This window comes from uncultured Maricaulis sp., from assembly GCF_905480005.1.
Taxonomy (GTDB): domain Bacteria; phylum Pseudomonadota; class Alphaproteobacteria; order Caulobacterales; family Maricaulaceae; genus Maricaulis.
In genome coordinates this window covers 32,623-45,856 of record NZ_CAJQOO010000020.1, presented here as the reverse complement: position 1 = coordinate 45,856, position 13,234 = coordinate 32,623, and the positions used below count along the sequence as shown (strand labels likewise).

Below are 13,234 nucleotides of genomic sequence, written 5' to 3'. Positions count from 1 at the left end.
CGGCGGCACGAATGCCCGTTTCGCCATTGCGCGCGGAAACGTGACGCAGGGGTTTGAGCTCGATCAGGTGCGTCGCCTCAAGAATGAGGACTTCGAGCATCTGCGCGATGCCGCCATGGCCTATCTGGAAAGCTGCGATGGTGATCGTCCGGACCGCGCCTGTTTCGCGGTCGCCTCGCCGATCCGTTCCGGCCGGGTCCAGCTGACCAATGCGACCTGGAGTTTCCGGCCGGACGAGCTGGGCGGAGAGCTGGGTATGGCAACCCTGATGGCGGTCAATGATTTCGAGGCCCAGGCCCGCGGCGCCCCGCTGACACCGACCGCTGACATTGTCGAGATTTCCAACGGACGCCCCGTCGATGGCACACCGATTGCCGTTCTAGGCCCGGGCACCGGACTTGGCCTGGGCCTGCTGGTTCCGGACGGGGATGCGGTCAAGGTCGTCGCTACCGAGGGCGGACATGCGGGTTTTGCGCCGCGCACGGATCTGGAGATTGAAGTCGGCCGTGTCCTGGCGCGCGAATACGGATTTGTGTCCTGGGAGCGCATCCTGTCGGGTCGCGGTCTGGTCAACATCCATCGTGCCCTGTGCCAGATCGAAGGCAAAAGCTGGCCGGGTTATCGTCCGGAAGACATCACCCGTGAAGCGCTCGCCGATCCGGAATCGATGGGCGCCCAGGTGGTGGAATTCTTCTGCGCGGCACTGGGGGGCTATACCGGTGATGTCGCGGTTCTGACGGGCTCGCGTGCCGGGATTTATCTCGGCGGCGGTATCCTGCCCCGCATTCGCAGCCTGCTCGAGGCCAGCGCCTTCAAGTCGCGCTTTCTGGGCCGTGGCCCGATGACGCGATATGTCTCCGATATTCCAATTCGTCTCATCCAGTCGGACGGGGCCGCCCTGCGTGGTGCCGCCGCGCTGGCAGAACAGGGCAATCGTCTGTCATGACCCCCATCACGCTTGAAACTCTCGTCCGCGCTGCCAGCGTCATCCCGGTTTTGACCGTGGGTGATGTTGAAAAGGCCGCGCCCCTCGCACGGGCGCTCAAGGCGGGTGGCCTGAGCGTGCTGGAAATGACCATGCGGACCCCCGCGGCTCTTGAGGTGCTCGCGGAGATGAAGCGCGCCGAGCCGGACATGATCATCGGCATGGGCACGATCCGGACACCCGAGCAGGTGGCCGATGCCATGGCGGCCGGCGCCGATTTTCTGGTTTCGCCCGGTCTGTCGCCGCAACTCATTCCTGCCTTGTTGGGCTCGGGCCTGCCGGTTCTTCCAGGCGTGGCCACGGCCGGTGAAGCAATGAGCGCGGTCGAAGCCGGTTTCGAAGTGCTCAAATTCTTCCCCGCCGAACAGGCTGGCGGTCGTCCCTATCTCAAATCCATCGCCGGCCCGCTGCCCGATATCCGCTTCTGCCCAACGGGCTCTATCACGCGTGAGATGGCGCCGGACTATCTGGCTCTGCCCAATGTCGTCTGTGTCGGAGGCTCCTGGATTGCGACCGGAGCGATGATCGAGGCGAATGACTGGGAGATGATTACAGCCAATGCCGCCGCGGCAGCCGCGATGAAGACCTGACGGTCCTTTTCCCGCCGGCTCCGGGCCTCCCGGGAACAAAAAAAGCGGCGACCCGACAGGGTCGCCGCTTTCTTGTTGGGCGGAGTGTTGTCCGCGACTAGCCGGCTTTGACGCGCTTGCGCATCTCGTCGAAATAGTCGGTGACGTCCGGCCCCGGCTTGGCGGTCGCCTTGGAGACGACAAACAGCGTCACCAGGCAGGCGATGAAGCCCGGAACAATCTCGTACATGACGCCCGAGAGCTGCAGGCCGTAGATCCAGACCAGAACTGTCACGGCGCCGGCGACCATGCCGCTGATCGCACCGATACGGGTCATGCCGCGCCAGAACAGGCTGGCCAGGATCACCGGCCCGAAGGCGGCGCCGAAGCCGGCCCACGCATTCGACACCAGGCCGAGAATGTTGGAGTTCGGATTGAAGGCCAGCCCGATCGCGACCAGCGAGACGGCCAGGACCGAGAGTCGGCCCACCAGAACCAATTCCTTCTGGCTCGCATTCCGGCGCAGGAAGACCTTGTAGAAATCCTCGGTCAGAGAACTCGACGAGACCAGCAATTGGGACGAGATCGTACTCATGATCGCTGCCAGGATGGCGGCGAGCAGGAAGCCCGCAATATAGGGGTGGAAGATGACCTGGGAGAGCAGGATAAAGATCGTCTCCTGATCACCCAGCACCACATCGCCATCGGCGAAGGCGCCGGCGGTGTCGAGCGCGTCCAGCTCCCCCATCGTGGTCGTCGCATCCGTCGGCGCTTCGACGACGCGGGCCACATTCAGGCCTTCAGCCGTCTGGATGCCCTGGCTTTTGACATAGGCAAGCCCGGCGGCACCGGTCAGCACGGCGCCAATCACCGTGATCAGCATCCAGCTCATGCCGATACGGCGCATGATCTTGACGTCCTTCAGAGACCTCACGGCCATGAAGCGAACGATGATGTGGGGCTGACCAAAATAACCAAGGCCCCAGGCCATGGTCGAGATGATGCCGATGACCGCCAGGCCCATACTCTCTTGCGGGATCATCGACAGATAGTCCTTGTCCCATCCATTGACGTCGACGCTGAGCGTGCTCAATGCGTCAACAGTCGGACCGAAGCCGCCCAGCTGCATGATGGTCACGACCGGGACCAGGATCAGCGCGATGAACATGATCACGCCCTGCACGAAGTCGGTCAGGCTGACCGCGAGGAAACCGCCAAACAGGGTATAGGCCACCACGACGCCTGCGGTCAGGAAGAGACCAAGCTGGTAGTTGAGGCCGAAGGAGGCGTCGAAGAGTTTGCCGCCAGCAACCACACCGGCCGAGGTGTAGATCGTGAAGAAGACCACGATCACGATGGCGGAGATGACACGAAGAAGACGCGACTTGTCGGCGAAACGCTTCTCGAAATAGTCCGGAATGGTGATCGCGTCGTCGGCAATCTCGGTATAGACGCGCAGTCGCGGTGCCACGAGCTTGTAGTTGAAATAGGCACCGATCATCAGGCCGATCGCAATCCAGGATTCCGAAATGCCTGTCAGCAGGATCGCGCCCGGCAAGCCCATCAGCATCCAGCCCGACATGTCGGACGCGCCTGCGGAGAGCGCGGCAACGGCAGGGTGAAGCTGGCGCCCGCCCAGCATGTAGCCGGACACGTCATCCGTTGACTTGCGATAGGCGTAGAGGCCGATCGCCATCATCAGGACGAAGTAGAGCGCCAGCGAGATAAGAGCTTCAATATCCATGGACTTGCCTTGGGTTCAGCGAAACGAAGGGTGGAAAGTCGGGGTATTCGGTGTGCGGCTCAAGGGGGCGTCGCTTGCCCCCCGGGTGCAGGCCGGTGATCGGGCCAGTGCTCAGGGCCTCGTCTGGCCCTCGCCGTGCACCAGGTATTTGAACGAGGTGAGCTGTTCGAGGCCGACCGGGCCACGCGCATGCATCTTTCCGGTGGCAATTCCGATCTCGGCCCCCATCCCGAATTCGCCGCCATCGGAGAACTGGGTCGAGGCATTGTGCATGACGACAGCGCTGTCGATCATCGACAGGAAGCAGCCGGCTGCGTCCATGTCTTCGGTGACGATTGCATCGGTATGGGCCGAGGAATGCGCGGCCACGTGATTGATGCCCTCTTCGAGACCCTTCACGACCTTCACGGACAGGCAGGCGTCGAGATATTCGGTATCCCAATCGCTCTCATCCGCCGGCTTGATGCGCGGGTCGATCGCGACGGCGGCGCCATCGCCGCGGAACTCGCAATCGGCCATGCGGTCAACCAGACGCGGCAGGAGATCGGCCGCGACGGCTTCGTCGACGACCAGGCTCTCTGTCGCCCCGCAAATACCGGTCCGGCGCAATTTTGCGTTCTCGACAATGGCAGCAGCCTTGTCGAGATCAGCCGCTGCGTGGACATAGGTGTGACAATTGCCGTCCAGGTGGAGAAGCGTCGGCACGCGCGCCTGGTCCCGAACCAGCGAGACGAGACCCTTGCCACCGCGCGGGATGACCAGGTCAACATACGCCGTGCATTGCAGAAGGTGCTGAACGGCGGAACGGTCCGAGGTGTCGATCATCTGGATCGCGTCTTCCGGCAGGCCGGCGTCGCGCAGGCCTTCCTTCATGCAGTCGACAATGATGCGGGTGGAGTTCAGGCTCTCCGAACCGCCACGCAGAATGACCGCATTGCCGGACTTCAGACAGAGCGAACCGGCGTCGGCGCCAACATTGGGGCGCGATTCATAGATCATCCCGATAACGCCAAGTGGAACCGCGACGCGTTCGATACGCAGTCCGTTCGGGCGATCGATCCGGGCCAGGATGCGTCCGACCGGATCGGGCAGGGTGGCGATGGACTCGATCGCCGAGGCAACGCCTTCAATGCGTTGGTCGTCCAGCATCAGGCGGTCGACAAAGGCGGCCGGCTTGCCGGCTTCCTTGACGCTGTCGACATCAATGCGGTTGGCCTCGAGCAAGCTACCCGCCCGTGACCGCAAGGCGGATGCAGCAGCAATCAGAGCGGCATTCTTGCGGTCCGTGGACGCGGTCGCGAGAACGCGAGAGGCCTCGCGAGCCTGACGGCCGAGTTGTTCGATATAGGCTTGCATACGATCTGACATGGTTTCCTTGGGGTCGGATGGTTGTTGTCTAGCGGGTTGCGACAAATCAGCGAAGCTCGACGGCCCGGTCATAGGCAGCGCGGATGGTGTCCTCCAGCAGCGTGTCCAGAAGTCCATCGCGTCGCAAGGCATTGATGCCCGCTTCCGTCGTGCCTTTCTTGCTCATCACCGAATTGCGCAAATCGGTGACATCGTCCTGGGAGCGCGTGGCCATCTCGACTGCCCCGCCCATGGTTTCCAGAACCAGGGCCCGCGCGGTCTCGGGCGAGAAGCCCATCGCTTCGGCGGCCGCGATATAGCTGCGCGTTATCTCGAAGACATAGCCCGGGCCGCTACCGGCGACGGCGGTCAGGCGATCGAGCTCGTCTTCGCTGTCCAGCCACACGGCGGTGCCTGTGGCCGTGGCCAGTTGGTTGGCGAGCTCGCGGTGCGCCTCACCGCATGCGGCATTGGCGTAGAGCCCGTTCACACTGCGTCCGATCAGGGCCGGCAGATTGGGCATGATGCGCACGACAGGCTTGTCGCCGACGATCTTTCCGATCGAGGCTGTTGAAAAGCCAGCGGCGATCGAGACATAACAGCCATCCTCGGCCAACAGGCCGGTATAGGCGGGCAGGGCGTCCGGAATCTGCTGCGGTTTGACGGCGATGACGATGGCGTCAAAGCGCCGGCCATTCAGCGCATCAGAACCGGTCGCATGCTCCGTTCCCGGCGGCAGGGCGCGACCGCTCCGGTTCACGGCGGCAAACCGGGCCGGCATGGCGTCGAGCCAGCGACGCAGCATGGCACCGCCCATTTTCCCGCATCCGACCAGCAATATGTCCATGCCCGGCTCCTTCGATGAATGTTGGTCTGGCATCTGTTTGGCGCCGTCCACACATGAAAATGCCCGATCCGCCTGAGCGGGTCGAGCTCTGTCGGAGCGGTGTATAACAAAAACAATTTCGAATTCAAATTATATATGCGGTCGCAAGATCAGACCGGTATCGGCTGCCCCGCACAAGAAATTAGGTTTAATGCGGCAGCAATGCGGCACCCTGAAAAAGTCTGGTGCATAATTCGGGGTTGATAAATTTTGAATGCTAAATACTTTGCGCCTCAGTTTGCGCCGCACCATTCCGGCGCTTCGATCAGGAGATAAGTGTGAGCCAGCGTAAACGCATCGTCGTGAAGATCGGGTCCAGCCTGCTGGCCCATGATTGCCGGCTGACCCTCCGCTATGCCTTCATGAATGAGCTGCTGGCGGACATCGCCCGTCTGCGTGACGAGGGGCATGATGTTGTCCTGGCCTCGTCCGGCGCGGTCGCGCTCGGCCTGAACGCCATCAATACGTCGCCGGAAGAGGCGGGTGTTCTCGACAAGCAGGCCGCGGCGGCCTGCGGTCAGCCACTCTTGCTCAACGCCTACAAGCAGGTCGCGCACGAGCATGGGTTCGACATTGCCCAGATCCTGGTCACCCTCGACGATCTGGAGGAACGTCGTCGTTTCCTTAATACAAAGAACACGATCCAGCGACTGTTCGAGCGCGACGTCATGCCGATCGTGAACGAGAATGACACCGTCACCACCGAGGAAATCCGCGTCGGCGACAATGATCGCCTCGCAGCCAAGGTGGCACAGATGATCCAGGCCGATCACCTTGTCATACTGACAAGTATTGATGGCCTGTATGATCGCGACCCGTCGGACCCCGAAGCCGAGTTCGTCGATACAATCGAAGATGTCACTGAATATCTGGAGGTCACCTCCGGCACGAGTTCGCTCGGCTCGGGCGGCATGTTGACCAAGATCCAGGCTGCCAATCTGGCCCAGAATGCCGGGTGCACGACTCTGATCGCCGAGGGGACGATTGACCGCCCGGTCTCGGCCGTCCTGTCCGGTGAACGCCGACACACAAAGTGTGTGGCAAAGGGGACGCCAGCCTCGTCCTGGGCCGTCTGGCTCACCAACCGTCTGCAGCGTGCCGGTAGCCTTGTGCTCAACGATGTCGCTGCCGAAGTTCTGGCGACCAGCGCAAGCGGGGTCAGTCACGAGGATATCGTGAAAATACACGGCGCCTTCACCAAGGGCGATGTGCTCCACATCTATTCCGAGAGCGGCGACGAAGTTGCGCGCGGTCTGACCAATTTTTCCTCGGATGAAACAATGATGCTGGCCCGTCATACTGATCAGGACGTCAAGGAATTGCTCGGTTATCACGCCCGTCCGGAGATCGTGAACCGAGCCAATATGGTCATCCTCGATGAGCAGCACCTGCCCTGGGATGCGCCGACCAAATCCTTGCGACTGGTCTCGTCCTAGCCTGTCGCCAACCGGCATTATCGGCTGAAACAGGGTTGGCTCGGCCCGGGCCGCCGCGTTTCTCTGCTTGCCGCCGTACCGAAAGCTGGAAATTTATGCGGCCGCGGTCCAGACTTGTCAGCACGCACGAAGATCGAGCTGAGGATGCCGCCATGGATGGGGCTGACACGTCGCAAGGCGAAAAGAAGAAACGCCGGGATTACACGTCGGCCGAACTGGCCTCGGGTCTGGTTCACCTGCTCGATGTGGAGGAGATCGATGTTGATCTCTATCGTGGGAGACGCAATCCGGGTGGCAGGGGCCGGGTGTTTGGCGGTCAGGTGATCGGCCAGGCACTCAATGCTGCCGTAGGCTCGATCGATGATGAGCGCCAGGTCCACTCGCTTCACGCCTATTTCATGCGCCCAGGCGATGAGGACTTTCCCATCATCTATCGCGTCGAGCGCGATTATGACGGTGGCAGTTTCTCCAATCGCCGCGTCATTGCCATGCAGCGCGGCAAGCCCATCCTCAACATGACGGCCTCATTCCAGCGACCCGAAGCGGGCCTGACCCATCAGGTCGATCTGGGCGATGTCGCCATGCCGGACGAGCTCCCGACGGAGGTCGAACTCCTGCGCAAGATGAAGGATCAGATTCCTGAGCCCTTCTATCGCTTCATGACCCGGCCACGTCCGATCGAGATGCGTCCGGTCGACCCTTGGTCGCCGGTTGATCCGCGAAAACGGGAGCCGCGGCGGCAGATCTGGATCCGCGCCACCGATCTGGCCAGCGACAACCAGGTGATGCATCGCGCCATTCTCGCCTTCGCGTCGGACATGGCGCTGCTGAGTACCTGTATGCAGCCCCACGGCATCAGCTGGATGACCCGCAAGATGCAGTCGGCCAGCCTCGATCACGCAGTCTGGTTCCATGAGGATGTCGATATGGCTGACTGGCTGCTCTACGACACGGACAGCCCGTGGTCGGGCGGTGGTCGTGGTTTCAATCGTGGCCAGCTCTTCACCCGCGATGGCAGGCTGGTGGCTTCAACGGCCCAGGAAGGCTTGATCCGGGTCCGCGACGACTAGGGATCAGCCGCGCCGGTCGAGATCCGGGTCCAGCGACTGGCCCTTATCGAGCTGGACGCCGAAACTGTTCAGCATCATCGAGACCTGCGTGTACTGGGCCGTGGTGAAGACCACATCCATGCGCTGCTTTTCGTTCAGAAAATCGAGCGCTGACCAGCTGCGGTCGCTGATGAAATGATCGCGGACCAACTCGTCCGTCGCTTGCAGGAGGGCGACGTCGCGTGCGGACCAGGCCGCGGCTTCAGGGCCGGCCTTGATGCGCTCGACCTCGTCTTCGGTGAGGCCTTCGCGCAGGCCGATCGTGACGTGCTGGCTCCACTCATAGCCTGAACCGCACAGATAGCCGGTGCGCAGAATGACCAGCTCGCGATCACGCGGCGTGAGAGCATTCTTGTCGGACATCACATAGCCAGCCCAGACATTGAATCGCTTCAATGCCCGGGGGGCCCGGGCAAGGGTCTTGAAGATGTTTATGACCCAACCCGACTTTAAAAACGGCGCGAGCGCCTCGCGCTGATCCTCGGTCAGATCATCAAGATCGACCGGGGTGATGCGCGGGGCGCTCAACCGCATCGGACTACAGGACCTCGAACAGGCCGGCCGCACCCATGCCGCCACCAACGCACATGGTGACGACGACGTATTTGGCGCCCTGGCGCTTGCCTTCGATAAGGGCGTGCCCGACCATGCGGGCGCCGGACATGCCATAGGGGTGGCCGATCGAGATGGCGCCGCCATTGACGTTCAGCTTGTCGGCGGGGATGCCCAGCTTGTCGGCGCAGTAGAGCACCTGGACGGCGAAGGCCTCATTGAGTTCCCACAGGCCGATATCATCGACCTTGAGACCGAAGCGCTCGAGCAGTTTCGGCACGGCCACGACCGGTCCGATGCCCATTTCGTCCGGCTCGGTGCCGCCAACGGCCATGCCCATATAGCGGCCGAGCGGGGCGAGGCCGCGCTTGGCTGCCAGCTCGGCTTCCATGACCACACAGGCCGAGGCGCCATCGGAGAGCTGCGAAGCATTGCCGGCGGTGATGGTGCCGCCTTCGATGACCGCATTAAGGGCCTGCAGCCCGGCCAGCTCGGTCCCCGGGCGGTTGCCCTCATCCTTTTCGAGGAAGACCTCCTGCTGGGAGGTTTCACCGGTGGCCTTGTCGACGACGATCTTGGTCGACTTCATCGGCACGATCTCATCGTCGAACTTGCCGGCCGCCTGGGCCGCGGCGGTGCGCTGCTGGGATTGCAGGCCGTACTCGTCCATACGCTCACGCGAGATGCCGTAGCGCTTGGCCACGATCTCCGCGGTCTGCAGCATGGGCATGTAGATGTCCTTGTGCATGGCCAGGAGTTCCGGGTCAGGCTGGACGCGCATCTCCTTGGTCTGCACCATGGAGATCGACTCGACGCCACCGGCGACGACCACATCCATACGGTCGACGATGACCTGTTTGGCGGCGGTGGCGATCGTCATCAGGCCGGAGGAGCACTGGCGATCCATCGACTGGCCGGCAACGGTTACCGGCAGGCCGGCCCGCAGGGCGGCTGTGCGGCCGATCGTGTGCTGCACACCCTGCTGCAGGGCGGCGCCGACGATCACGTCCTGGATTTCGGCCGGGTCAACCTTGGAGCGCTCGACGGCCGACTGGATTGCGTGGCCGCACAGCGTCGGCGAGGGCGTGGCATTGAAAGCGCCGCGATAGGCCTTGCCGATCGGGGTGCGGGCGGTGGAGACGATGACGGCATCACGCATTGTGGGATCTCTTTCATTGCGGAAATGGAGCGTTCGGGGAGGGTGTGGCGACGGGATCTGGGCGCGCGACCTTGTCAGCTTCGAAGACCCGGCTTGTTGGGTCTCTTGCTTGCAGATTGCTGTTTGCCTGCGCCCACTCTCTCCTCTGCGCCAACGGATTGTGATGAAGTTCTAGTCGCCTGCACTGGTGCAGGGCAAGAGAAAACCGGACCAGCTTCTCAAATTTGGTCAGTCTCGCCGACTTTCATAATGTCAGGCCCCTCAAAGCGCTTGTTATCTCTGACTCTTGTCGCTTTTCAAAAAACAAGTATGCTCATACCGCACGCATGAAAGTGTGAAGTGCCTCCTTTGCAGAACGAGGCGGTCCTGACATCAAGTGCGGCATGGGGCAGACGTCGAAACGACGCGCCCGGACGGAGGATGAATGACCGAAACTGCGACGCCCATTTCGGCGCCACCGATAAAGTACGTCACCAAGTTGCTGTATGGCGTGGGATCGATGGCATACGGCGTCAAGGACGTCGCCTTTCGCGCCTATCTGCTGTGGTATTATAATTACGTGATTGGCGCGGACGCGGCGATGGTGTCGCTCGCCATCCTGGTCGCGCTCGTCTTCGACGCTGTCTCCGACCCGATCGTCGGGCAGTTTTCCGACAGTTTGAGAACGAAGTGGGGCCGTCGGCACCCGCTCATGTACATGTCGGCCATTCCCGCGGCGGCGTCGTTTTTCTTTCTCTGGCATCCGCCCGAGGCGCTGGATGGTTGGGGCCTGTTTGCCTATCTCGCTGTCCTGTCCTCGGCAGTCCGGACCTGCATCACATTCTACGAAATCCCCAGCTCGGCCCTCGCGCCTGAACTGTCGAGTGACTATGACGACCGTACCTCGATCGCCAGCTATCGCTATTTCTTCGGCTATCTCGGTGGCTACGGGATGTCGATCCTGGCCCTCGCAGTCTTCCTGGCGCCAACCGCCGAATACCCGATCGGTCAGCTCAATCCGGTGGGATACTGGACGTTCGGACTTGTCGGATCGGTGTTGATGTTTGGCACGGTCATGATCTCGACCGCGGGGACCCATCACCGCATCAAATATCTCCGGAAGCTTCCGCCACCCCAGCGCCGGAATCCGCTGGAAACATTCATGCTGATGCGACGGACTTTCAGCAATAAGGCGTTTCTCGCAATTCTCGGATTTGGCCTTCTCAAATACACCGCGATCGGTATGGCGGCCGCTCTAAGTCTATATTTCGGGACCCTGTTCTGGGGTTTCGACAATATCGAGATGGCGATCATGTCCGCCGAGCCATTGGTGGGGGCTGTCCTGGCGCTGATCTTCGCACCGGTCATCGCCAAGCGACTTGGCAAGCGGAATGCGGCGTTCTGGCTGGCGATTGCCGCCATCTTTCTGGGGACGTTGCCGTTCATCCTGAGGCTGAATGGCCTGTTCTATGCCGATGATGATCCGCGTGTTCTTCCTACCTTGTTCGGCATTCTCGCCTTGTACTCGGCCTGCGCAATTTCCTCGGCCATCCTGGTTCATGCCATGATCGGCGACGTGATCGATGCGAGCGCGCTCAAGACCGGGCGGCGGGCCGAGGGACTGTTCTATGCGGCCAACAGCTTCATGCAGAAATGCGTCACCGGCTTTGGCCTGATGGCAGCGGGCATCCTGTTGACGATCGTTGACCTTCCCGAGCGCGCCCAACCGGGTGAGGTCGATCCGGCTTCGGTCGACCTGCTGGCGACCCTCTATATTCCCAGCATCGCCGTTCTCTATATCGCCGGCGCGCTCTTCCTCCATTTCTATCGGATCGATCGCGCCAGTCATGAGGCCAATATTGCAGCGCTCAAGGCGCGTGATGATGCCAAGAGGCCGGCCCCATGAGCCTTCGTAACGCAGCCTGCATCGCGGGTGCATTCGAACATCCCACCCGACTGGCGCCGGACATGACCACGCCGCAGCTGCATGCCGAGTGTGCGGCCGGGGCGCTGGCTGATGCCGGCCTCTCGCTGAGCGACGTTGATGGCTATTTCTGTGCCACCGATGCGCCCGGCTTCGGGCCGATCTCGATGATCGACTATCTCGGCCTGACCGTGCGCCACACGGACTCGACCGAGATGGGAGGCTGCACCTATATCCAGCACGTCGCGCATGCAGCCCAGGCGATCGCCACGGGCAAGTGTTCCGTGGCCCTGATCACCCTGGCCGGTCGGCCACGATCCGAGGCCGTGCAGCGCTTCCGACCCGGCGCGCCGGAGAGTGCGTTCGAACAATGGGTCGGCCTGACCAATCACACCAGCTACGGCATGTGTGCGGGCCGTCACATGCATGAGTTTGGCACCACGTCGGAACAGCTCGCCTGGATCAAGGTCGCGGCCTCGCACCATGCCCAGCACAATCCCCACGCGATGCTGCCGAAGGTGGTCACGGTCGAGGATGTCGTGAACAGCCCGACGATCGCCGACCCGCTGCACCGGCTCGATTGCTGTGTGACGACGGATGGCGGCGGCGCTCTGGTCGTTGTCTCTCCGGAGATCGCGAGGACGCTCAATCGGCCGGTGATCTCGCTTCTGGGAGCCGGTGAGGCGACCAAGGGACCATCCGGTGGCCTGGCGCTCGATCTGACCACTTCGGCGGCGGCGCAGTCCGGCCCGCGCGCCTTTGAAGAAGCAGGCGTAACCCCGGCTGATATCAAATACGCCTCGATCTATGACAGTTTCACCATCACCGTTCTGCTGCAGCTCGAAGATCTGGGTTTCTGCGCCAAGGGCGAAGGCGGCAAGTTTGTCGCCGATGGCAATCTGATCTCGGGTAGCGGCAAGCTTCCCTTCAACACGGATGGTGGCGGTCTGTGCAACAACCACCCCATGTTTCGCGGCGGCATCACCAAGGTGATCGAGGCTGTACGCCAATTGCGTGGTGAAGCTGCGCCGGCGGTGCAGGTGCCCAATTGCGACCTCGCTGTCGCGACGGGGATTGGCGGTTCCCTCGGAGCGCGGCACGGCGCCGCCACCATTATCCTGGAGCGTCAGTCATGAGCACCCGCAAGCTTCTGGCCCCGCAGCCAAATCCGGAGACGGACGCCTTCTGGGATGGGCTCGGCGAGGGCGTGCTTCGCATCAAGACCTGTGAATCCTGTGGCCAGCCTCATTACTATCCGCGGCATATTTGTCCCCATTGCGGGTCGGAGAAAACGCGCTGGCTGGAGAGCGCCGGTTGCGGCGAAATCTACAGCCTGTCGGTCATGCGGCGCGGCGAGGGTGCGCCCTTTGCCGTGGCTTATGTGACGCTCGATGAGGGGCCCGCGCTGATGACCAATTTGGTCGCGGACGATCTGGATACCCTGGCGATTGGCCAGCGTGTGCGCCTGGCGCCGCAAGCCAGCGATGCCGATACCGTCGGGGATGGTCCATCCCTGCCCTTTTTCACCCCAAGTGGAGATTGAT

The 13,234-nt window shown here is 62.2% G+C and carries 12 protein-coding genes; 7 read left to right on the top strand and 5 right to left on the bottom strand.

Annotated features, from left to right (window positions below; translation table 11 throughout):
• Together glk and eda are read left to right on the top strand one after the other, a co-directional pair.
• On the top strand, positions 1–946 hold a 946-nt coding region (gene glk / locus QZ266_RS03070; RefSeq protein WP_295691556.1), incomplete at its 5' end, for a glucokinase.
• The gene (gene eda / locus QZ266_RS03065) at positions 943–1,575 is read left to right on the top strand and encodes a bifunctional 4-hydroxy-2-oxoglutarate aldolase/2-dehydro-3-deoxy-phosphogluconate aldolase (protein ID WP_295691554.1); all 633 of its coding nucleotides are present in this window, start codon (positions 943–945) and stop codon (positions 1,573–1,575) included. The genes glk and eda, both read left to right, overlap by 4 nt.
• Positions 1,576–1,672: 97 nt before the next feature.
• On the opposite strand, the gene QZ266_RS03060 is transcribed toward eda, so the two are convergent.
• From QZ266_RS03060 to QZ266_RS03050, 3 genes are all read right to left on the bottom strand, one after another.
• On the bottom strand, positions 1,673–3,298 hold the full coding sequence (locus tag QZ266_RS03060) for a sodium/solute symporter (protein ID WP_295691552.1): 1,626 nt from the start codon (positions 3,296–3,298) through the stop codon (positions 1,673–1,675).
• A 111-nt stretch (positions 3,299–3,409) separates the two neighbouring features.
• Positions 3,410–4,666, bottom strand: a complete 1,257-nt coding sequence (locus tag QZ266_RS03055) for a glutamate-5-semialdehyde dehydrogenase (protein WP_295691551.1) — start codon at positions 4,664–4,666, stop codon at positions 3,410–3,412.
• Positions 4,667–4,712: 46 nt separating this feature from the next.
• Positions 4,713–5,492, bottom strand: coding sequence for a pyrroline-5-carboxylate reductase (locus QZ266_RS03050; protein ID WP_295691549.1), 780 nt, complete (start codon positions 5,490–5,492; stop codon positions 4,713–4,715).
• Positions 5,493–5,809: 317 nt separating this feature from the next.
• Between QZ266_RS03050 and proB the strand changes: the two genes are divergently transcribed.
• Together proB and QZ266_RS03040 are read left to right on the top strand one after the other, a co-directional pair.
• Positions 5,810–6,967 carry a glutamate 5-kinase gene (gene proB / locus QZ266_RS03045; protein ID WP_295691548.1) on the top strand — a complete coding sequence of 386 codons (1,158 nt, stop codon included), beginning with the start codon at positions 5,810–5,812 and terminating at the stop codon, positions 6,965–6,967.
• A gap of 152 nt (positions 6,968–7,119) precedes the next feature.
• A complete protein-coding gene (locus tag QZ266_RS03040; protein WP_295691547.1) occupies positions 7,120–8,037 on the top strand; it encodes an acyl-CoA thioesterase II in 918 nt (305 codons plus the stop codon).
• Positions 8,038–8,040: 3 nt separating this feature from the next.
• Here QZ266_RS03040 and QZ266_RS03035 read toward each other — a convergent pair whose 3' ends face one another.
• Complete coding sequence (locus QZ266_RS03035; RefSeq protein WP_295691546.1) at positions 8,041–8,610, bottom strand: carboxymuconolactone decarboxylase family protein; 570 nt, start codon at positions 8,608–8,610, stop codon at positions 8,041–8,043.
• 4 nt (positions 8,611–8,614) lie between these two features.
• Positions 8,615–9,787 (bottom strand): acetyl-CoA C-acyltransferase, encoded by a 1,173-nt coding sequence (locus QZ266_RS03030; protein WP_295691545.1) that lies wholly within the window; start codon positions 9,785–9,787, stop codon positions 8,615–8,617.
• A gap of 424 nt (positions 9,788–10,211) precedes the next feature.
• Here QZ266_RS03030 and QZ266_RS03025 point away from each other — a divergent pair, with 424 nt between their 5' ends.
• Genes QZ266_RS03025 through QZ266_RS03015 form a run of 3 tightly spaced genes read left to right on the top strand, consistent with a single transcriptional unit; the run spans position 10,212 to position 13,233 of the window.
• On the top strand, positions 10,212–11,672 hold the full coding sequence (locus QZ266_RS03025; protein WP_295691544.1) for an MFS transporter: 1,461 nt from the start codon (positions 10,212–10,214) through the stop codon (positions 11,670–11,672).
• Positions 11,669–12,826 (top strand): thiolase domain-containing protein, encoded by a 1,158-nt coding sequence (locus QZ266_RS03020; RefSeq protein WP_295691542.1) that lies wholly within the window; start codon positions 11,669–11,671, stop codon positions 12,824–12,826. The genes QZ266_RS03025 and QZ266_RS03020 overlap by 4 nt, the downstream gene beginning before the upstream one ends.
• Positions 12,823–13,233 carry an OB-fold domain-containing protein gene (locus tag QZ266_RS03015; protein ID WP_295691540.1) on the top strand — a complete coding sequence of 137 codons (411 nt, stop codon included), beginning with the start codon at positions 12,823–12,825 and terminating at the stop codon, positions 13,231–13,233. The genes QZ266_RS03020 and QZ266_RS03015 overlap by 4 nt, the downstream gene beginning before the upstream one ends.
• The last annotated feature ends 1 nt before the right edge of the window (position 13,234 follow it).